We start from the raw sequence: 20,124 nt of genomic DNA on the forward strand, positions 1-20,124 counted from the left end.
CAGCCATGATAGTGATGTTGGAATCTGAGATTAAGTACTTAATTTTGTATGGATGGATTTATTGAATGAAATTGTATTCATTTTTGCTGGCTTCAGCACTCAGCCTTACCAGTGCTTCAGTTTTGGCGAATACGCCAGAGTTTGCTCATGTTACGACAACGGGGTATGGCGAAGTGACGGCCACACCTGATATGGCTACGTTTTCTGTAAAAGTAGTCGATACGACAATGACGGCCGAACAAGCGAAATTGTCCGTAGATAAAACCGTTGAAGAGTTTCTAAAAAGCTTATCGGATGCCGGCTTGTCAAAAGACCATATTACTAGCTCGAATTTATACCTTGCTCCTCAGTACCATTACCCTAAATCAGGAAAAGCAGAACTTGTTGGGTATCGAGCATCTCGCAGTATTGATGTCACGGTGACGGATCTGAAAAACCTTAACCAATACCTAGATATGGCGTTAGAAGCGGGAATTAATCAGGTTGATAATATTCAACTTAAGGTAAGCAACCAAGCCGAGTATCAGCAAAAGGCACGAATGGCTGCGATTAAGGACGCAAGAGAAAAAGCAGGGTCATTAGCGACTGGTTTTGAGAAAAAGTTGGGCGATGTATGGCAGATCAATTACAGACAGATGCACGTTCAGCCTGTGTTAATGCGTTCAATGGCGATGGATAGTAAAGAAGGAGCGAATAGCTACCAAGATTCAACCATGATCATTCGCGATCAAGTCGATGTCATTTATAAGCTAAAGTAAGGCTTAGCAAACAGTAAAAAGCAAAAGGCAGGGAGTTACAACCCCTGCCTTTGTCATTTCTATTTCACAGTTTAATGCAGGATACGAGCACGGATTGTGCCTTCAATGTTTTTGAGCTTTGTTAGAGCTTCTTCTGAGCGTTCAGTTTCAACGTCGATCACTACGTAGCCTATTTCAGCGGCTGTTTGTAGGTACTGCGCGGCAATGTTAATGCCTTCTTCAGCAAAGATGGTGTTGATCTGAGTTAGGATACCAGGACGGTTCTTGTGGATATGAAGCAGACGAGAGCACTCACCACTGTGTTCTGGTAATGACACTTCAGGGAAGTTTACGCTTGAAAGTGTCGATCCGTTATCAGAGTACTTAGCCAGTTTACCCGCCACTTCTAAGCCGATATTTTCTTGTGCTTCTTGTGTTGAACCACCAACGTGTGGAGTGAGGATGACGTTATCGAATTTTTGTAAAGGAGACTCGAACGGGTCAGCATTCGTTTTTGGTTCAGTTGGGAATACATCAATTGCAGCGCCAGCAAGGTGACCAGCTTCTAAGCTATGGCAAAGTGCAGGAATATCCACAACGGTGCCACGTGCCGCGTTGATAAAGATGGAACCTGGTTTCATTCGAGCAAATTCAGCTTCACCCATCATGTTTTTCGTTTCCGGTGTTTCGGGAACGTGCAAAGAAATCACATCACATTTGTTCAATAGTTCACTCATGGTATGTACTTGCGTCGCATTACCAAGGGACAGTTTGTTCTCAATATCGTAGTAGTAAACGCGCATACCTAAGTTTTCGGCAATAATACCAAGCTGCGTACCAATGTGACCGTATCCGATAATGCCAAGGCACTTACCACGAGCTTCGTAAGAGTTGTCTGCACTTTTCTTCCAAATACCGCGATGTGCAAGTGCATTCTTTTCAGGAATACCACGCACTAGTAAAAGGATTTGCCCAAGTACAAGCTCTGCCACGCTTCGAGTGTTAGAGAATGGTGCATTAAAGACAGGAATACCGCGTTTTGCTGCTGCATCTAGGTTTACTTGGTTAGTACCAATACAAAAACAGCCAATTGCAACCAGCTTGTTCGCCGCATTGATTACCTCTTCGGATAGGTTCGTACGGGAGCGGATACCAATGAAGTGCACGTCTTTTACTGCTTCAATTAGTTCTTCTTCCGGAAGGGAACCTTTATGGTATTCAATGTTGGTATAACCAGCTGCTTGAAGAACTTCAACTGAAGAAGGGTGGAGTCCCTCTAACAAGAGGATCTTAATCTTTTCTTTTTCCAGTGAAACTTTGGCCATTTTTTCTCGTCCTTAAAATGGAAAGGTGGGCTAATGTGGCGCACATTGGGCAAAACTATTAAAAAGGGGATAATTAACAGTTTTGTAGGAAGACAAACGTTTCCCTGTGCGTCTTCTGTTCAATAAAGTAACAAAAAAAAATTGCTTTGGGTAAGAAAATTACGGAATAAGAGATAATTTTCTTATAGAAAGGAATAAAAAACGGTGCCTTGCAGCACCGTATGTAATGAAATAACAGAAAAGTGAACCAGATAGGTTCATTTTGGGCTGTTATTTATTCTTCAATTTTTGCACCTTCTGGTGTGCCAGTGATCACTACGTCAGCACCACGATGAGCGAAAAGACCCACAGTCACCACACCAGCGATGCCGTTTATTTTGTCTTCCATTTCTTTCGGGTTGGTAATTTGCATATTGTGCACATCCAGAATCACGTTGCCGTTGTCAGTCACAACGCCTTCACGGTAAGCTGGATCACCACCTAGTTTTACCAATTCACGAGCCACGTAAGAGCGTGCCATTGGGATTACTTCAACAGGCAATGGGAACTGGCCAAGTACGTCAACTGCTTTAGTGCCGTCAACGATACATACGAACTTATCAGAGATTGCTGCGACAATTTTCTCACGAGTCAGAGCCGCGCCGCCGCCTTTGATCATTTCACGTGCTGGGTTGATCTCATCTGCGCCATCAACATACACATCCAGCTTCATTACATCGTTACACTCGTATACTTCAATACCAAGCTCTTTAAGGCGCTCAGTTGAAGCGACAGAGCTAGACACTGCACCTTTAATATCATCTTTGATAGTGCCTAGTGCATCGATGAAGTGATTCACGGTAGAGCCAGTACCAACACCGACAATGCTGCCTTTCTCAACATATTTTAGTGCTGCCCAACCAGCCGCTTTTTTCATTTCATCTTGAGTCATGCCAATCTCCTGAATAGATGTTCGTTAACGTTTGCGGGCGTGATTATAGCGGCTTACTTGTCACTTTCCCATTGCCATATTTGGCTTGGGGTCACGATCTTAGGTAATGGAATGTCCCAGCTTTCAATTGGTAAGCGTTCTACATGTTGGCAGTCATGAGCGATACCGACAGGTTTAGCACCCTCTCCAGTTATAAACCAACGTGACAGAGTACGATCGTAGTACCCCCCGCCCATGCCTAAGCGGTGTCCGATGCTGTCGAACCCAACTAAAGGCGTGCAGATTAAATCAAGCTGGCGAACGGGTTTGAGGTGTCTGATATCGAGCTTGGGCTCTAAGATGCCGTACTTGTTGTAGACGAGCTGTTCATCATTTACATACTGAAGAAACAGTAACTGACCTTTAGAAAAGGGATGGATGACGGGCAGATAAACCGATTTTCCCTGTTGCCATAACCATTCAATGAGCGGTTTAGTATCAAGCTCAGCGTCTGCAGAAAGGTAGATGGCAATATGTTGCGCCTGATCGATTTCAGGAAGTTGGGAAAATTGAGTAATAAGGTCGATTCCCGCTTGGTATTGCGTATCACTGCACAGAGCGTTGCGCTTTTCACGAATCAGTTTGCGGAAGTCTTGTCGAGAGAGGTCTGACATAGAGAGAATACCCCAGGGTGCCGTTGAGGATTGTGGCCCTTGAACCAGCTGGTTCAAGGCGGATCAGCAATGACAACCGTAGGCTTCTCGGTGCATGCCGAGCTTGCTCAATAGTTACCAAATACTAACCCTTAGGTATTGCTTATCGGCTCAGGGACTTAAATCCTGCTGACGCACACCCCAGGGTAAATTTTGTATTTACTGCTGTCCTTGCGTAACTTTGCTTAGTGCGTTCTCTAAAGACGCGGTGAGCTTTTCCATTCGCTCAGTAATTTCTTGCTGTTGACCATTGGATTCGTATGACTTGGTGTGCAACTCATAGCAAATATTCAATGCAGCAAAGGTCAGCAGTTGGATTTCATTGGTTACCTTAGTACGTTCGCTCATTTCTTTCAATCGGCGATCAAGATCTTTTGCCGCTGCAACAAGAGACTCTTCTTGTCCTGTCGGACAATTCACACGTGTAAGTTTGCCTAATATTTCAACGTCGATCGCTTGATTGCTCATGATGAATAAACTCTATATTCGCGCTATCTAAGGTGTTGCTTCATACAACTACCGAGGAGCAAACTATAGGAAAACCGCTATTAAGATTCAAGCATTTCCCATCACAGAAAGAGAAATGATGACGAGATCACACAGGAATTGGGCAAATTGAACAAATGCTGTCCAAAATTGAATTTGATAGCCGTTTCAGACCACTAACCTTGATGGTAGGATATACCAATACATTATTACGCAAGAATGAGCCAAGTTATGAGTGAAATCACCCTTCCTGAATACCAATCTATTGCTGCTGAACTGCAATCGGCAAGCCTGGCTGTGACACCGGCGGAGTTACATGGCTTATTTGTTGGCATGTTAAGTGGTGGATTGGCGATCAATGATCAAACTTGGCAGCCGATTCTTTTTGACTACACCAATGATGGGATGGGGTGGCCCTCGACAGCACTCACTTTTGCTCAGAGCATATTCAACGTTACTGTTAATGAGCTTACTGGCACATCAATGGAGCTGTCTTTACTATTGCCAGATGAGCCGGGCGAAGAAGGCTTATTCGCATTAGCCGACAGTGTGTCCGACTTTGTAAACCACTTTATTTCTGGGCTAGGTCTAGCAGGCGTTGCGCTTAACAAAGCATCTGATGACGCTAAAGAAGCACTGGCTGATCTAGAAGAGATTGCCAAATTAGGCATTGATGAAGATGACGATCTTGGTGAACAAGCGCAATTGCTAGAGCAAGTGATTGAGCACATCAAAGCTTGCGTACTAACGATTCATGCTGAATTTGGTGTTCGTCCTGAAAGCAGCGACAAAAAACCTACTATTCACTAATCGTAGACCGTCCAGAGGTTAGTATGAAGCAATATGATGTAGTCATTGCTGGTGGTGCCATGGCTGGTGCAACGTTAGCATTGGCGATTGACCATTTGTCTCAGGGAAAGCTCCGCATTGCCGTCGTTGAGCCTTTTAAAGCACAATCAGATATGCACCCTGGTTTTGACTCTCGCTCAATCGCATTGTCTTACGGTACTGTCAATCTGTTGCGTCAACTACAGCTCTGGACGTCAGTAGAACCGTTTGTCACACCCATTGAACATATCCACGTTTCTGACCGTTCTCATGCTGGGATGACGGAGATTACCAAGCAAGAGGTTGGGGTTGAAGCTCTAGGGTATGTTGTAGAATTAGCCGATGTTGGGCGTGTATATCAAGAATTATTAGACAGTAGCGAGTCAATTACGCTGTTTTGTCCTGACTCCGTTACCGATATCGAGCGCGAGCAAAACTGTACCCATGTGACGTTGAAAAGTGGTGAGCAACTTGAAGCAAAACTGCTGGTGGCTGCAGATGGTGCTGTTTCGACCTGTTGTCAGAAAATTGGTCTAGAACTTTCTGAGCAAGATTTTGAACAAGTGGCTGTCATTGCCAATATTGTGACTCAAGAACCTCATCAAGGTAGAGCCTTTGAACGTTTTACTGAGAATGGCCCAGTTGCTTTATTGCCAATGAGTGACAATCGAATGTCCTTAGTTTGGTGTTTGCACCCTGAAGAAGCCCAAGCCGTTCTTGAGTTATCTGATCAAGCATTTCTCCAGCGTTTACAGAACGATTTTGGTTGGCGTTTAGGCGCGATGAAAAAAGTGGGGCGCCGTGCAAGTTACCCATTGCTTCTTCGCCATCGAAAGCAAAATATTTCACATCGCTTTGCGATTGTTGGAAATGCGGCGCAAACGCTGCACCCGATAGCTGGACAAGGCTTTAATCTCGGTATTCGCGATGTAGTCTCACTAGCAGAAGAAATTGTGCAGCAAAGTGAGGATGTGGGTCTTTATCAAGGCCTGATGCGCTTTAGTCAACGTAGAGAAGCAGATCGAAGCGAAACTATTTGGCTAACCAGTGCCTTAGTGCATGTTTTTTCAAATGATTTACCCGCGATGCGAATTGGCCGAAATACTGCCTTAGCAGCGATGGATAACCTTTCTATTTTTAAGCAGCCGCTACTACGCCATACACTTGGCTTGGTAAAACGATGAACGGCCGCACTGAATTAGGTAATAAAAAGCAATGATGCAAAGTGTAGATATCGCCATCATCGGCGGAGGGATGGTTGGGTTGGCACTTGCTGCCGCGTTCAAAGACAGTGATCTGCGTGTCGCCGTTATTGAAGGTAAAGTGCCAGATGATTCGTTGAAAGAATTACCCGATGTTCGTGTGTCTGCGCTGAGCCGCTCTAGTGAGACGATTTTGCGTAAACTTGGTGCTTGGCAGGGCATAGAACAGCGCCGAGCTTCACCTTACCATGGCATGGAAGTATGGGAACAAGATAGCTTTGCCAGCATTGAATTTAATGCACAAAGTATGGCACAACCTGATTTAGGGCATATTGTTGAGAATCGTGTGATTCAACTTGCGCTGCTTGAACAAGTCCAAAAGCTCGATAACGTCACTATGTTTATGCCTGCACGTTGCGCGACTCTCGCGGTCGGTGAGCAAGAAAGCTGGCTGACGCTCGATAATGGCCAAGCCATGACCGCTAAATTAGTGGTCGGAGCCGATGGGGCGAATTCGTGGCTTCGCCATCAAATGGATATTCCATTAACGCATTGGGACTATGGTCATCATGCTTTGGTCGCGAATGTCAAAACTGCTATGCCACACAACAGCATTGCGCGCCAGATATTTACTCCTCACGGACCGTTGGCATTTTTGCCAATGTCGCAACCAGATATGTGCTCTATTGTTTGGTCCACGGAGCCAAATCGAGCAGAGCAGTTAGTGGCGATGAGTGAACATGATTTCAATAAAGCGTTGACGAGTGAGTTTGATGCTCGACTTGGTCTATGTGAAGTAGTGGGAGAGCGTGCTGCGTTTCCTTTGAAAATGCGCTATGCGCGAGATTTTGTTGTCGAGCGAGTCGCGCTGGTTGGTGATGCGGCCCATACCATTCACCCATTAGCGGGGCAGGGTGTGAATTTAGGTTTATTAGATGCGGCCAGTCTTGCTCAAGAAGTATTAGCACTTTGGAAGCAGGGTCAAGATATCGGCAGTAAACGCAACCTAAGAAGCTACGAGCGTTGGCGAAAAGCGGAAGCGGCAAAGATGATCGCTACTATGCAAGGGTTTCGAGATTTGTTCTCTGGCGAGAACCCTGCTAAGAAGCTTGTTCGTGGCATTGGCTTGAGTTTAGCGGGGCAACTGCCGGGAGCGAAAGATGAGATCATGAAGCGCGCGCTTGGTTTAAAGGGACACTTGCCGGATCTGGCGCGTCAGTAAGTGCAAAGCGAACTTCAAATACACAAAAGGCTGGTTAATCCAGCCTTTGTTTTATCAACATTTTGCTAAGCATATGCGCATCGGAGTTTCATTATTTCTTGATTGATCTCTTTGACCGCTCGGAAATGGCGTTGCTCTGCTTTCTCCGGCAGTATTAACTTACCGTTATCAAACTCGAATCTACCGACCCCGTAAATATAAATTCTTCCTTTAAAAAGACGACTTATATGTTTAGCAATCATACTTGGTGTATAGCGCTTAAACAGTCTCATATTTACTTTCCTTTTATCTAACCTAGCCTAGGTATTCTACGTTCTGGACGCGAAAATTATTGTGACAGCAATAGTATTAAATACAGATGTAGGGTGTTGCGTCAGAGAATTGTGTTGTCTTAGACAATTTGACAGTGTCATCTCTTAAATAGCGTGAGGATTACCCCAAAAATAACCTCTCTAAAGGAACCCTTACGCCAATACACTCCTTTTTACGTGACGCATTAAGCAATAGTTTTGTTACAGAATTAAGAATAGAACGAAAACGGTTGTTTGCTAGTTGTTTCTATTAAGGTCGTGCTTCGCGTAACACACTTTACGTTCTAACGATTAGAGGAAATGAAAGAGAAAAAGTTCCACGTAAAAAAAAGCCCGCTTCAGCGGGCGAATAGTCACAGATGCATTACACAAAAGTGGATAACTAACTGCATGAATGCTGTCACTCAGCTAGCTGACTCACTTTATATTGGTTAAGTGCTTGTTTGAAACTTAACCAACAAATTCAGCATATACGAGTTTTATCTTTGTGACTATTTATGTTTTATATGTGATTAAAAATTCTCATGTCTATTTTTGTAGATATGAGCGAGATCACGCAGTGATAGAAACACTACGTGTCATTACATTGTTTTTAGACGATTAACGACAGATCTCAGCTACGGTCGGCTGGCACAATTGGATAAGATCTTGAATAGAAAGCGCCAGCCCAGCCATTCGATCGCCACTGCTGATCGTGACTTCCTGTTCTTCTAGTAAGCTGGGGTCGAACACGATTGGCATATGACGTTTGAGTAACAGAGGAGTGACAGTACCAACTTTGTAACCAGTGATGGACTCAACATCGGCTTGATCAACACAAGTCATCCGGCGACATTTCAGTAACGAGCGCACTTTTTTGGGATCAACGCTACGATCACCTGGTGCACAGGCGAGTGCATATTGATTACCCATGTCTCGTAGCAAGATTGCTTTCACCATTTGAGAAGGGCGAATGCCGCGTTGGTGCGCGGCATCCTCAATGGTGGTTGATGGTCTTTGATGCGGTAACAGACGAAACGGAATGTGTTGGTCTGTGAGAAATTGCATCAAAGGAGTATTGATTGTATTACTCATCATCAAGACTGTAAGGCAGTGATTCGATTGTCCATTCACATTCTGGTTGCGCAACTAAACGAAGACGAGTGTCTTCATCGAGATTATTAGGCAGTACGATCAGGCCAATCGCGTGATTGTCACTGAACTGGTAGTGATTTAATAAAGCACCTACTGAACGCCAGTTTTCACCTACGCTGCGTTCGATCTCAATTGGTTCGTCACTGAATGGAGCAGAAGTTGCACCTTTTACGATATACATCGCACGTTTATTGGTACCGCGATACTTCGCTCGTGCTACCGTTTCTTGTCCCGTGTAGCAGCCCTTTGTGAAGCTTATGCCTCCTAAAGCTTGCACGTTAAGTGCTTGTGGAATGTGAGCATTCTGCGCGGATGCAGAGACAAATGGTAAACCTGCCTCAATATCGAAACGATTCCAAAGCTCATTTGTCGTAAAGACAGCGTCGGTAGTTTCAACGATTTGCTGTGCTTCTGGCGCACTTAATATCAGTAACCAGCGATCTTGGGCAACTTGCACTGCTGTGCCACCGTCAACTGGGCGAACGCTGCCAGTTGTCTTGCTCATTGTTGAAATGAATTCATCGGCTTTGACGCCAGCGACACCTAAGATAACGTCATCAGAAGCTTCAATCGTTACTTTAGAGAAAATGGCGTATTTCTTTATTTCACTAAGTTCTACGTCAATCGCCGATTTTGGTTGGATCATGCCGTAGCCATCATGATGATGGAAAAGGCGGAACACGCTCCACACTTTGCCTTTCGCATCACAATGTGCGCCCAGTGTTGATTGGTCTTTTTCTAAAGAAACAACATCGCAGGTAACCTGACCTTGTAAGTATGATTTTTTATCGTCACCGATCATGGTGATCATGCCGAAGTTATCCAGCAGTGAGATAGATAACTCTGGAAGTGCGTCTTGAGTTGAGAGAGGTAATGCTGAAAAACGAGTTTGCCATTCCATAATTACAATGCCTTTTGAAGATATTTTTCCGCTATGTTATACCCAAATAACCTTGAGATACTAGGGGAGCTATTTACGAATCAACATTTGTCTGCTTTCACTATCGTATTGTGACCCGCACACTAGTGACGTAGCACATCACTTGTTACACTCCGCACTAACAACAAGACATCTATGAAGGAATAGTGAATGTACACTCCGGAAGAAAAAGCGCGTATTAAATGGGCTTGTCGTCGAGGCATGCTTGAGCTTGACGTAGTAATTATGCCGTTTTTTGAAGAGTGCTTTGATACTCTGAGTGAACAAGAGCAGCGTGACTTTGTTTCTTTACTTGAATGCGATGATCCTGATCTGTTTACTTGGGTAATGGGGCATGGCCGTAGCGAAAATTTAGGTCATGCAGCAATGGTTGATAAAATTGTCGCCCATAACCTCAGCAAAGTTCGTTAATTTTACTGCTTCTCCCTCTCTGACTGCCCGAGTCTTCAATGTTGTACTTTTCTTATTGATGACTTGGGCTGTTATCTTCTCTAGTGTTCCGCTCGTATTATCGACTTATTTGTTATTACTGATTGTTAAGGCTCTCTCAAGCCAAGGCCTTGTTCAACCTACAAGTCATGGGCATTGGTATGTGCACTGCGATGGCTCGGTTAGGTTTGATGCCCTTGAGTATGGCGAATGCTCGGAAGATATTGAGTCCGAAAAGGGTCATTTACAGCGAGTCGATACATCGGCATCACCATTCAAGATAACATTCCAATTGCAATCTGGCCGTAGTGTTACGATTTGGCGTGATAGCTGTGACGATGAGCAGTATCGTCAACTATCTTTGGTATTACGCCAATGGGAAATGAAACAGGGAGCTAATGCTCCCTGCTGATGTAATAGTTTACTTGGTAAAGTTAAAGCTGTTTAGCTGGAACCAAAATCGTTGGGCCGCTGTTTTCCAGTTGGTTCGGATAGTCAAGCGTGTAGTGCAAACCTCGACTCTCTTTACGCTGCATCGCACAACGAACCATCAACTCTGCGACTTGTAAAAGGTTACGCAGTTCTAATAAGTTGTTCGACACACGGAAATTGCTGTAGTACTCGTGTGTTTCTTGTTGCAACAGTTGGATACGGCGTAAGGCGCGCTCTAAACGTTTGTCAGTTCGCACAATGCCCATGTAGTCCCACATAAACAGACGAAGCTCGTGCCAGTTGTGCTGAATGATCACTTCTTCATCACTATTGGTTACTTTGCTTTCATCCCAACATGGCACCTGTGAGGGTAGCTCAACGTTAGTGTGATGTTTTAGAATATCTTTTGCCGCAGACCAAGCATAAACCACACATTCGAGAAGTGAGTTTGATGCCATGCGGTTAGCACCATGCAGCCCGGTGTAGCTAACTTCACCAATCGCATACAAATTTTTCAGATCGGTGCAGCCATTTCTATCCACCATGACACCGCCACAAGTGTAGTGTGCAGCAGGTACGATTGGGATTGGCTCTTTAGTCATGTCGATGCCCAAATCCATCAAACGTGAATAAATGGTTGGGAAGTGTTTCGTAATAAAGTCAGCAGGCTTATGACTGATGTCGAGATACATACAGTCGGCGCCTAAACGCTTCATTTCGAAGTCGATAGCACGAGCCACCACGTCACGCGGAGCAAGCTCTTTACGTTCATCGAAATCTGGCATAAAGCGAGAGCCATCTGGACGACGCAGGTAAGCACCTTCGCCACGCAACGCTTCAGTCAGCAAGAAGTTACGTGCTTCTGGGTGATATAAACACGTCGGATGGAACTGGTTAAATTCCATATTCGCCACACGACACCCTGCACGCCAAGCAATCGCAATACCATCACCAGACGACACATCTGGGTTAGAGGTGTATTGATAAACCTTTGAAGCACCACCTGTAGCGAGAACCACAAATTTGGCTCGCACGGTTTCGACATGCTCTTCGTTGCGGTTCCAAATATAAGCACCGATAACTTTGTTTTTATCACCGCCAATTTTGTCTTCGGTGATTAAGTCCAGAGCATTGTGACGTTCGAGAACATGAATGTTTGGATGGTTATGAGCGTTATCTTGCAGGGAGGTTTGCATCGCCATACCTGTCGCATCTGCCGCGTGAAGAATACGACGACGGCTATGACCACCTTCACGAGTTAAGTGGTAGCGAGGTTCATCGTCAGAGTCATCTTCTTCACGATCAAATGGGACACCACCGTCAATCAACCACTGTACGCACTCTTTTGAATGCTCAGCAATGAACCTTACGGTCTCCTCATCGCAAATACCATCCCCGGCGATTTGCGTGTCTTCAACGTGTGAATCAATGGTGTCTGACTCATCAAATACGGCAGCGATACCGCCTTGAGCATAGTATGTCGCCCCTTCGCTGCGTGGTCCTTTACTCAGCACCATCACCTTACAGTGGTTAGCAACGCGCAAAGCCAACGACAAACCTGCCGCGCCACTCCCTACCACTAATACATCACACTCATGTTCACGATTTGTGTTCATATAACTTTTATAATCCCAAGCTAAGGTAACAAAGTTACCTTGTGTATTATTTGCACACCATGTGCATTCCATTATCGCGACATCTGTCGCTAAGGGCTAAGTTGGGAGACCTATCGACGTCCGTGTTACGGCGGTGACTGAGCCACTCTTCTTTTTCATGCAGAGCATGAGCATGCTTCCTAAGTTATAATTTGTAACGCGGTGTTCAGATAGCCATTAGCCATGCAAATGAAAAGTAATAGTTTGTCAATGCCATTGCTTTTCCATGCTCGACCCAGCACAATCTGGGACAGAGATCATTCATTATACCCATTTCCCTCCAAGATGCTCGCTTGTCAAACTTAGACTAAAGTCAGGCAGCGGTGGTCATTTGGGTACAGACATCATACTGTGAAAAAACAATGACAAAAAACTTGAGAAACCATGGAACTTTCTCATTCACGTTAGGGTCACAATAGTGCTCAAGTAAGCAGTGGTGTCAATACTACGTTTTGCATAATTAGTACCCATATCTGAGAAGAGTAGGGGCATAACAAATAGGAGTATCCGCTCGAATGAACGAGCAGCTGACCGATCAAGTATTGATTGAGCGAGTTCAGAATGGCGATAAGCAAGCATTCAACCTGTTGGTAACAAAGTACCAGAATAAGGTATGTAATCTTATTTCCAGATACGTTAGTAATCCTGGCGATGTACCAGATGTAGCACAAGAAGCGTTTATTAAAGCTTACCGAGCTATCCCTAGCTTTCGTGGGGAAAGTGCGTTTTATACGTGGCTGTATCGCATTGCAGTGAATACTGCGAAAAATCACATTGTTGCTCAAGGGCGTAGACCTCCAGCGACAGATGTCGATGCTGAAGATGCTGAATTTTACGAAACAGGTAGTGCACTTAAAGAAATATCGAACCCTGAGAACTTAACGTTGTCCAAAGAATTGCAACGGGTGGTGTTCAGTGCAATCGAAGCTTTACCTGAAGATTTAAAAACCGCAATGACATTACGAGAGCTCGATGGCTTGAGTTATGAAGAAATTGCAGAAGTGATGGATTGCCCGGTAGGAACGGTACGATCGCGTATCTTCCGTGCTCGTGAGGCGGTGGAAAAGAAAATCAGACCTCTTTTGCAACGCTAGTACAAGTAATAACTATGGTGAAAATAATGGCTGACAAAGAAAAACTTTCAGCTCTCATGGATGGAGAATTGGTCGATAAGGCTTTAATTCAAGAGTTAGAGCAAGACCAAGAGAGCCGTGATGCTTGGCAGAACTATCACCTGATTGGTGATGTGATGCGAGGCGAAGCGCCAGCAAAACCTGAGTGGAATATTGCTGAAAGCGTGGCGTTAGCGTTAGAAGATGAACCTGCACACCGTGCGTTTGATTCGCACAGTGCAAATGTTATCTCAATTGCGGATACGCCAAAAGAGTCGCAACCAGAACCGCAAAAAGCAAAACGTCAGTTGCCAGGTTGGTTGACGCAGTTTGGTCAAGTTGCTGTTGCTGCATGTGTATCGCTTGTTGTTATTTTAGGTGTACAGCAGTACGGTGGTAGCGATTCAATGTCGCCGCAAACAGATCAATTACCTGTATTGCAGACGGTTCCGTTTGCTGGCAGCGCAGAACCAGTGAGTTTGACTCGTGAGTCTGTAGAACGTTCTGTAGGCGAGGCAAATATGCAAGAGCAGCGCAAGCGTGTTCATGCTATGCTGCGAGACTACGAATTGCAGTTACGAATTAACAGTGATGCATCTCAACAAGATGCAAATCTGAATCCGGATATTGAATGAAAAAATTTCTGATCAGCGCTTGCGCTCTGTTCAGTATGATGTCTTCTCAAGCCTTTGCTGGTGATAAGCCAGCGGAGGCTTTATTGCATCAAATGAGCGAGGCGAGTAAGAATTTAAGTTACGAACTCTCTTATATCCTTATCAAAAAGAACAGCATTGAGCCGTTGCTGTATCGTCATGCCACGCATGGTGACGATCAATATGCTCATCTTGTCTACTTAAGTGGCCCTGTGCGTGAAGTGATTCGTCGCGGAACTGAAGTAAGTTATATCGAAACGGGTTTAGAACCGTTCACTATCGAGTCAGGTAAAATGGTCGCTCCGACTATGCCTATGCTCAACACCAATATCGATGAGCTAAACTTGTATTACGACTATGTAAAAGTGGGCAGAGCTCGTGAAGCTGGTGTGGCAACACAAGTGCTGCGTATTGTTCCTAAAGACGGTCTGCGCTATTCATACGTACTATGGATCGATGAAAAGAGTAAATTGCCGTTACGAGCCGACCTTGTGGACCGCGATGGTGAGATGCTTGAACAATATCGCACTATTTCTTACACGGTAAACCCAAAAATCGCAGAGTTAATGAGTGGCCTGCAAGATGTTCAATTACCTGCTGTTCTCACCATGCCAAAAGGCGATATTGGGACCAGTAATTGGCAGGTTGGTTGGATCCCTGAGGGTTTCGAGCCGAACGAGCTCAACCGCTATCGTATGGCCGTTACTAACCAAATGGTGGAGAGTCAGCTGTATTCTGATGGTCTGTTTAGCTTCTCTGTTTACGTAGCAAACAAAGATGAGCATTCGTTAAAAGGGCAGTTGGTTCGCCAAGGCAGAAGAACGCTACACAGTTTTGTGAGCGGTCAACATGAAATCTCTGTTGTAGGAGACATTCCACCGACCACAGCACAGCGTATCGCCCAATCTGTCACATTTAATGTAACAAAGAGTAAATAACAATGATGACCGCGTTGGCTACCGTGACAGACGTGCATCGTCGCGGCAAGCAATACGAAATTGATTTAAGTTGCGAACAGCAGACCAGTTGCAGTAGTTGCTCTTCACAGAAAAGCTGTGGAACGGGCGTTGTTACTAAAGCCATTGGTAACAAGAGCTTATCTTGGCACCTGCGCACGGATAAATCGGTGAAAATAGGTCAAGTCGTTGAGATTGGTTTTCCTGAGTCGAGCCTAATAAAATCAGCAATGGCGGTTTATTTACTGCCATTGTTTGGTTTGATTATCGGTGCGATGTTTGGTCACTTCCTGTTAGCGCCGCTGACAGCCGGCGGGGAAGGCATCATCATATTGGCATCGGTATTGTTTGCCGCTGGTGGAATGTGGATCGCAAAACGTGTTTCTCGTCCGTTAGAAGATGAATCCAAGCGCCAAGTTACCCTCGTTCGGGTACTTGGAGAGCCAATCCAGTAAGTGCTGTCCCCCTCCACTAAAGGTTATTTGGGTATGTACTTTAAATTACGTGCGCCCGTTAACGAAATTCGGTAGAATCTGCCAACTTGATTGAAATGCCGTCAGTAGATGGCGTTTCTTACTGTCCCTATTTGTAAAGAGTTAGTCACCCTAAATCTATGAAGCACATTCGTAACTTTTCGATTATCGCCCACATCGACCATGGTAAGTCGACCCTATCAGACCGTCTAATCCAAGTTTGTGGCGGGTTAACCGATCGTGAAATGGCCGCACAGGTTCTGGATTCTATGGATCTTGAACGTGAGCGTGGCATCACCATCAAATCTCAGAGTGTGACGCTAAACTACACCGCTAAAGACGGTGAGACGTATCAGCTGAACTTCATCGATACTCCGGGGCACGTTGACTTTGCATATGAAGTATCACGTTCTCTAGCGGCTTGTGAAGGTGCGCTATTGGTTGTGGATGCGGGTCAAGGTGTTGAAGCTCAAACACTGGCTAACTGTTACACCGCGATCGAAATGGATCTAGAGGTTGTGCCAATCTTGAACAAGATTGACCTACCAGCAGCCGATCCTGAGCGTGTAGCGGAAGAAATTGAAGAAATCGTTGGTATCGATGCAATGGAAGCAACCCGCTGTTCTGCGAAGACAGGCATCGGTGTTGATGACGTTCTAGAGAACATTGTGTCAGCGATCCCTGCTCCGGAAGGTGATCCAGATGCGCCACTACAAGCGCTGATCATTGACTCATGGTTTGATAACTACCTTGGCGTTGTTTCTCTAGTGCGTATTAAAAACGGCGAACTGAAGAAGAACGATAAGATCAAAGTGATGAGTACGGGCCAAGTTTGGGGTGTAGACCGCCTTGGTATCTTTACGCCAAAACAAGTAGATACCGATACCCTTCGTACTGGTGAAGTAGGTTGGGTTGTTTGTGGTATCAAAGACATTCTTGGTGCCCCTGTTGGTGATACGCTGACTCTAGCGAAGAATGGTTGTGATAAACCGCTACCTGGCTTTAAGAAAGTTAAACCTCAGGTTTACGCAGGTCTGTTCCCTGTATCTTCTGACGATTACGAGAACTTCCGTGACGCACTAGGCAAACTAAGCCTAAACGACGCATCGCTATTCTACGAGCCAGAAAACTCTGCGGCACTTGGCTTTGGTTTCCGTTGTGGCTTCCTTGGCATGTTGCACATGGAAATCATCCAAGAGCGTCTAGAGCGTGAATACGACTTGGATCTTATTACCACAGCACCAACGGTAGTTTACGAAGTTGAGAAGACGGATGGCGATCTGCTGTATGTTGATAGCCCAGCAAAACTACCAGCGATCAATGATATTGAAGAAATTCGTGAACCGATTGCGCGTTGTAATATCCTTGTGCCTTCAGAGTACCTCGGTAACGTAATCACCCTGTGTGTTGAAAAGCGAGGCAGTCAAGTTGATATGGTTTACCACGGTAACCAAGTCGCTGTGACTTACGATATTCCAATGGCTGAAGTGGTACTGGATTTCTTCGATCGTCTGAAATCAACATCACGCGGTTACGCATCTTTGGATTACAACTTCCAGCGTTTTGAAGCTTCGAACATGGTACGTGTAGACGTTCTTCTTAACGGTGACACTGTTGATGCATTGGCGATGATCACACACAAAGATCAGTCTCAGACTCGCGGTCGTCAGTTGGTAGAGAAGATGAAAGAATTCATCCCTCGCCAAATGTTTGATATCGCAATCCAAGCGGCAATTGGTAACCACATTATCGCTCGTTCAACTGTAAAACAGTTGCGTAAGAACGTTATTGCGAAATGTTACGGCGGTGATGTAAGTCGTAAGAAGAAACTTCTGAAGAAACAGAAAGAAGGTAAGAAACGCATGAAGCAGATCGGTAACGTTGAGCTGCCTCAAGAAGCGTTCCTAGCCATCCTTCACGTAGGTAAAGACTAAAGTTGAACTTTGTCTCACACTTGTCGGTCTTAAGACGTTAGATATTAAAATAAGTGAAAGGGTTTCGGCTCTTTCACTTTCGTATTTTTAGATAAGGGAATTTAATGGCGAATACATTCTCACTGATGTTGGTTATTGCGACTTTGGTAACTGGCGTTGTTTGGCTATTGGAAAAGCTGGTTTTCGCGAAAAAGCGTCAGGAAAAACTGGCTGAGATTCAAGCTCAGACGTCTAATGGTTTGGATGCAGTGACCTTGCAAAAAGTTGAGCGTCAGCCTTGGTGGGTTGAAAATAGCGTCTCTATTTTTCCTGTGATCGCATTCGTTTTAGTATTACGTTCTTTTATCTACGAACCATTTCAAATCCCATCAGGCTCAATGATGCCTACCTTGTTGGTTGGCGATTTCATTTTAGTTGAGAAGTACGCGTACGGTCTAAAAGACCCAGTATGGCGTACTCAGCTTGTGGAAACTGGTAAGCCTGATCGTGGTGATATCGTGGTCTTCAAATACCCACCACAACCAAGTGTGGACTACATTAAGCGTGTAGTTGGTTTACCTGGTGATATCGTGCGTTATTCAAGTGATAAGCAGCTTTGCGTGCAAAGCCAAGGCGAATCGGCATGTAAGCCAGTTAAACTGAGCAATGTTGAAGAAAGTCAGTTTAGCTCGAACGGTATTCCAATGATCCAACTGGATGAAAAATTGGGTAACGTTGAGCACAATATTTTGGTTAACCCTCTTGTGCGTAACCGCGTGGAGCAATATTTCCCACGCAGCGGAACGACAGAGTGGGTTGTACCACAAGGTCAGTATTTTGTGATGGGTGATAACCGTGACAACAGTGCTGACAGCCGTTACTGGGGCTTTGTTCCAGAAGCAAACTTAGTCGGTAAAGCTGTCGCGATCTGGATCAGCTTCGAGTTTGATCGTGGCGCAGATAGTGTTCTACCTTCATGGATTCCAACTGGTGTGCGTTTTAACCGCATCGGTGGCATTCACTAACCATTCAAATATCGAGAGAGTATGAATTCTCCAATTGATAAACTAGAGAGAAAGCTCGGCTACCAGTTTCAAGATGCCGGGCTTATCAATTTGGCGCTGACGCACCGCAGCGCCAACAGTAAGCACAATGAACGTCTTGAGTTTCTGGGCGATTCAATTTTAAGTTTTGTCATCGCTGATGATCTGTACCATCGTTTCCCAAAAGTGAACGAAGGTGACATGAGCCGCATGCGTGCTACTTTGGTTCGCGGACATACATTGGCGGAACTGGGTCGTGAATTCGATCTAGGAGATTATTTAAAATTAGGTCCAGGTGAATTGAAGAGTGGCGGTTTTCGCCGAGACTCTATTTTAGCCGATGCGGTTGAAGCCATTATTGGCGCAATTTACCTAGACAGTGATCTTGAAGTTGTGCGAGGCATTGTACTGAGTTGGTATCAGTCACGCCTTGAAGCCATTAAACCAGGCGTTTCACAGAAAGATCCGAAAACTCGCCTACAAGAGTTCCTACAAGGCAGAAGAAAACCGCTGCCTGTCTACACAGTGACTAATATTAAAGGTGAAGCGCACAACCAAGAGTTCACGGTTGAGTGCGAAGTAGCAGGTGTGGATAAGCCTGTAATCGGTAAAGGCACCAGCCGCCGCAAGGCAGAACAAGCGGCTGCTGAAACAGCACTTGAGCAATTAACAAATGGCTGATAACGAATTCGATATCGATGCGTTTTTCGCATCACAGGGTGAGCCAAGCTCGCCAGAAAACCAACACTGTGGCTTTATTGCTATTGTTGGTCGTCCAAACGTAGGTAAGTCGACACTTTTGAACAAGATTTTGGGTCAGAAGATTTCGATCACCTCTCGTAAGCCGCAAACGACACGCCACCGTATTATGGGTGTGGATACGGACGGCGATTACCAAGCGATTTACGTCGACACGCCTGGACTTCACATTGAAGAAAAGCGTGCGATCAACCGTTTGATGAACCGTGCTGCTAACTCGTCATTGAGTGATGTAAACCTTGTGTTCTTCTTAGTCGATGGTACGCATTGGACTAAAGACGATGAGATGGTGCTGACCAAACTTCAAAAATCGAACTTCCCAGTTGTGCTTTGTGTAAACAAAGTCGACAACGTACAAGATCGTAATGACGTGATGCTACACATGGCGGAGATGTCTAAGAAGATGGACTTCGTGGATGTTGTGCCAATCTCTGCCAAGCAAGGTAAGAACATTGACGTACTGCGTAAGCACGTGCGTAATCACTTACCTAAAGCAACGCATCACTTCCCAGAAGAATACGTGACTGACCGTTCTCAGCGTTTTATGGCGTCTGAGATTGTGCGTGAAAAGCTGATGCGCTTTACTGGTGAAGAGCTGCCATACTCAGTAACGGTTGAAATTGAACGTTTTGATTACAACCCCGAAACCGACGGTTTCCACATCAATGCCTTGATTCTTGTTGAGCGTAATGGTCAGAAGAAAATGGTGATTGGCAAAGGCGGCGAGAAGATTAAAACCATTGGTCGCGAAGCGCGTTTAGATATGGAAGAATTGTTCGGTCGTAAAGTTTACCTAGAAACCTGGGTTAAAGTGAAATCTGGCTGGGCAGACGACGAACGAGCGTTGCGATCGTTGGGTTATATAGACGATTTATAATCTTGGCTGCGAAG

General features: G+C 45.1%; 22 protein-coding genes and 1 other RNA gene. 14 read left to right on the forward strand and 9 right to left on the reverse strand.

Annotated features, from left to right (window positions below):
• Positions 1 to 65 precede the first annotated feature (65 nt).
• Positions 66 to 758: an oxidative stress defense protein gene (locus R7P67_RS17170; protein ID WP_213910023.1), complete on the forward strand. Its 693-nt coding sequence runs from the start codon at positions 66 to 68 to the stop codon at positions 756 to 758.
• A 71-nt stretch (positions 759 to 829) separates the two neighbouring features.
• Here R7P67_RS17170 and serA read toward each other — a convergent pair whose 3' ends face one another.
• The 5 genes from serA to R7P67_RS17195 all read right to left on the reverse strand — a co-directional run bounded on the left by serA (position 830) and on the right by R7P67_RS17195 (position 4,153).
• Positions 830 to 2,062: a phosphoglycerate dehydrogenase gene (gene serA / locus R7P67_RS17175; RefSeq protein WP_005384551.1), complete on the reverse strand. Its 1,233-nt coding sequence runs from the start codon at positions 2,060 to 2,062 to the stop codon at positions 830 to 832.
• Positions 2,063 to 2,336: 274 nt separating this feature from the next.
• Positions 2,337 to 2,993: a ribose-5-phosphate isomerase RpiA gene (gene rpiA / locus R7P67_RS17180; protein ID WP_005380982.1), complete on the reverse strand. Its 657-nt coding sequence runs from the start codon at positions 2,991 to 2,993 to the stop codon at positions 2,337 to 2,339.
• A 53-nt stretch (positions 2,994 to 3,046) separates the two neighbouring features.
• Positions 3,047 to 3,646 (reverse strand): 5-formyltetrahydrofolate cyclo-ligase, encoded by a 600-nt coding sequence (locus tag R7P67_RS17185; RefSeq protein ID WP_262654057.1) that lies wholly within the window; start codon positions 3,644 to 3,646, stop codon positions 3,047 to 3,049.
• Between the two features lie 5 nt (positions 3,647 to 3,651).
• A non-coding RNA gene (gene ssrS, locus R7P67_RS17190) (6S RNA) lies at positions 3,652 to 3,836 on the reverse strand.
• Positions 3,837 to 3,844: 8 nt separating this feature from the next.
• Entirely contained in the window at positions 3,845 to 4,153 is a 309-nt protein-coding gene (locus tag R7P67_RS17195; protein ID WP_005384553.1) for a cell division protein ZapA, read from the reverse strand.
• Positions 4,154 to 4,402: 249 nt separating this feature from the next.
• On the opposite strand from R7P67_RS17195, the gene R7P67_RS17200 reads away from it, so the two are divergent.
• From R7P67_RS17200 to R7P67_RS17210, 3 genes are read left to right on the forward strand one after another with little or no spacing between them, the layout of a single operon-like run.
• Positions 4,403 to 4,981 (forward strand): YecA family protein, encoded by a 579-nt coding sequence (locus R7P67_RS17200; RefSeq protein ID WP_005380976.1) that lies wholly within the window; start codon positions 4,403 to 4,405, stop codon positions 4,979 to 4,981.
• Positions 4,982 to 5,004: 23 nt separating this feature from the next.
• Positions 5,005 to 6,183, forward strand: a complete 1,179-nt coding sequence (gene ubiH / locus R7P67_RS17205; protein WP_005380974.1) for a 2-octaprenyl-6-methoxyphenyl hydroxylase — start codon at positions 5,005 to 5,007, stop codon at positions 6,181 to 6,183.
• A 31-nt stretch (positions 6,184 to 6,214) separates the two neighbouring features.
• Positions 6,215 to 7,423, forward strand: a complete 1,209-nt coding sequence (locus tag R7P67_RS17210; RefSeq protein ID WP_033907445.1) for an FAD-dependent 2-octaprenylphenol hydroxylase — start codon at positions 6,215 to 6,217, stop codon at positions 7,421 to 7,423.
• A gap of 65 nt (positions 7,424 to 7,488) precedes the next feature.
• Here R7P67_RS17210 and R7P67_RS17215 read toward each other — a convergent pair whose 3' ends face one another.
• The 3 genes from R7P67_RS17215 to ygfZ all read right to left on the reverse strand — a co-directional run bounded on the left by R7P67_RS17215 (position 7,489) and on the right by ygfZ (position 9,769).
• Positions 7,489 to 7,695 (reverse strand): DUF1107 domain-containing protein, encoded by a 207-nt coding sequence (locus tag R7P67_RS17215; RefSeq protein WP_005380970.1) that lies wholly within the window; start codon positions 7,693 to 7,695, stop codon positions 7,489 to 7,491.
• 639 nt (positions 7,696 to 8,334) lie between these two features.
• Positions 8,335 to 8,808, reverse strand: coding sequence for an aminoacyl-tRNA deacylase (locus R7P67_RS17220; RefSeq protein WP_021707783.1), 474 nt, complete (start codon positions 8,806 to 8,808; stop codon positions 8,335 to 8,337).
• Positions 8,801 to 9,769, reverse strand: coding sequence for a tRNA-modifying protein YgfZ (gene ygfZ, locus R7P67_RS17225; protein ID WP_138939846.1), 969 nt, complete (start codon positions 9,767 to 9,769; stop codon positions 8,801 to 8,803). The genes R7P67_RS17220 and ygfZ overlap by 8 nt, the downstream gene beginning before the upstream one ends.
• 189 nt (positions 9,770 to 9,958) lie before the next feature.
• Here ygfZ and R7P67_RS17230 point away from each other — a divergent pair, with 189 nt between their 5' ends.
• Both R7P67_RS17230 and R7P67_RS17235 read left to right on the forward strand, forming a co-directional pair.
• On the forward strand, positions 9,959 to 10,219 hold the full coding sequence (locus R7P67_RS17230; protein ID WP_005380951.1) for a succinate dehydrogenase assembly factor 2: 261 nt from the start codon (positions 9,959 to 9,961) through the stop codon (positions 10,217 to 10,219).
• Positions 10,188 to 10,649: a protein YgfX gene (locus R7P67_RS17235; protein WP_226977255.1), complete on the forward strand. Its 462-nt coding sequence runs from the start codon at positions 10,188 to 10,190 to the stop codon at positions 10,647 to 10,649. The genes R7P67_RS17230 and R7P67_RS17235 overlap by 32 nt, the downstream gene beginning before the upstream one ends.
• Before the next feature lie 22 nt (positions 10,650 to 10,671).
• On the opposite strand, the gene nadB is transcribed toward R7P67_RS17235, so the two are convergent.
• The gene (gene nadB, locus R7P67_RS17240) at positions 10,672 to 12,285 is read right to left on the reverse strand and encodes an L-aspartate oxidase (protein ID WP_005380947.1); all 1,614 of its coding nucleotides are present in this window, start codon (positions 12,283 to 12,285) and stop codon (positions 10,672 to 10,674) included.
• A gap of 554 nt (positions 12,286 to 12,839) precedes the next feature.
• On the opposite strand from nadB, the gene rpoE reads away from it, so the two are divergent.
• The 8 genes from rpoE to era all read left to right on the forward strand — a co-directional run bounded on the left by rpoE (position 12,840) and on the right by era (position 20,110).
• Entirely contained in the window at positions 12,840 to 13,418 is a 579-nt protein-coding gene (gene rpoE, locus R7P67_RS17245) for an RNA polymerase sigma factor RpoE (RefSeq protein WP_005380946.1), read from the forward strand.
• 26 nt (positions 13,419 to 13,444) lie between these two features.
• Positions 13,445 to 14,071 (forward strand): sigma-E factor negative regulatory protein, encoded by a 627-nt coding sequence (locus R7P67_RS17250; protein ID WP_005380944.1) that lies wholly within the window; start codon positions 13,445 to 13,447, stop codon positions 14,069 to 14,071.
• Complete coding sequence (rseB, locus tag R7P67_RS17255; protein WP_005380941.1) at positions 14,068 to 15,027, forward strand: sigma-E factor regulatory protein RseB; 960 nt, start codon at positions 14,068 to 14,070, stop codon at positions 15,025 to 15,027. The genes R7P67_RS17250 and rseB overlap by 4 nt, the downstream gene beginning before the upstream one ends.
• Before the next feature lie 2 nt (positions 15,028 to 15,029).
• On the forward strand, positions 15,030 to 15,500 hold the full coding sequence (locus R7P67_RS17260; protein WP_005384575.1) for a SoxR reducing system RseC family protein: 471 nt from the start codon (positions 15,030 to 15,032) through the stop codon (positions 15,498 to 15,500).
• 158 nt (positions 15,501 to 15,658) lie between these two features.
• Entirely contained in the window at positions 15,659 to 17,452 is a 1,794-nt protein-coding gene (lepA, locus tag R7P67_RS17265) for a translation elongation factor 4 (RefSeq protein WP_005380934.1), read from the forward strand.
• A gap of 104 nt (positions 17,453 to 17,556) precedes the next feature.
• Positions 17,557 to 18,456, forward strand: a complete 900-nt coding sequence (gene lepB / locus R7P67_RS17270; protein ID WP_154205031.1) for a signal peptidase I — start codon at positions 17,557 to 17,559, stop codon at positions 18,454 to 18,456.
• A 21-nt stretch (positions 18,457 to 18,477) separates the two neighbouring features.
• Positions 18,478 to 19,155, forward strand: a complete 678-nt coding sequence (gene rnc / locus R7P67_RS17275; RefSeq protein ID WP_005380932.1) for a ribonuclease III — start codon at positions 18,478 to 18,480, stop codon at positions 19,153 to 19,155.
• Entirely contained in the window at positions 19,148 to 20,110 is a 963-nt protein-coding gene (gene era, locus R7P67_RS17280) for a GTPase Era (RefSeq protein ID WP_005380931.1), read from the forward strand. Before rnc ends, era begins: the two co-directional genes overlap by 8 nt.
• The last annotated feature ends 14 nt before the right edge of the window (positions 20,111 to 20,124 follow it).

The organism is Vibrio sp. Vb0937, assembly GCF_033338855.1.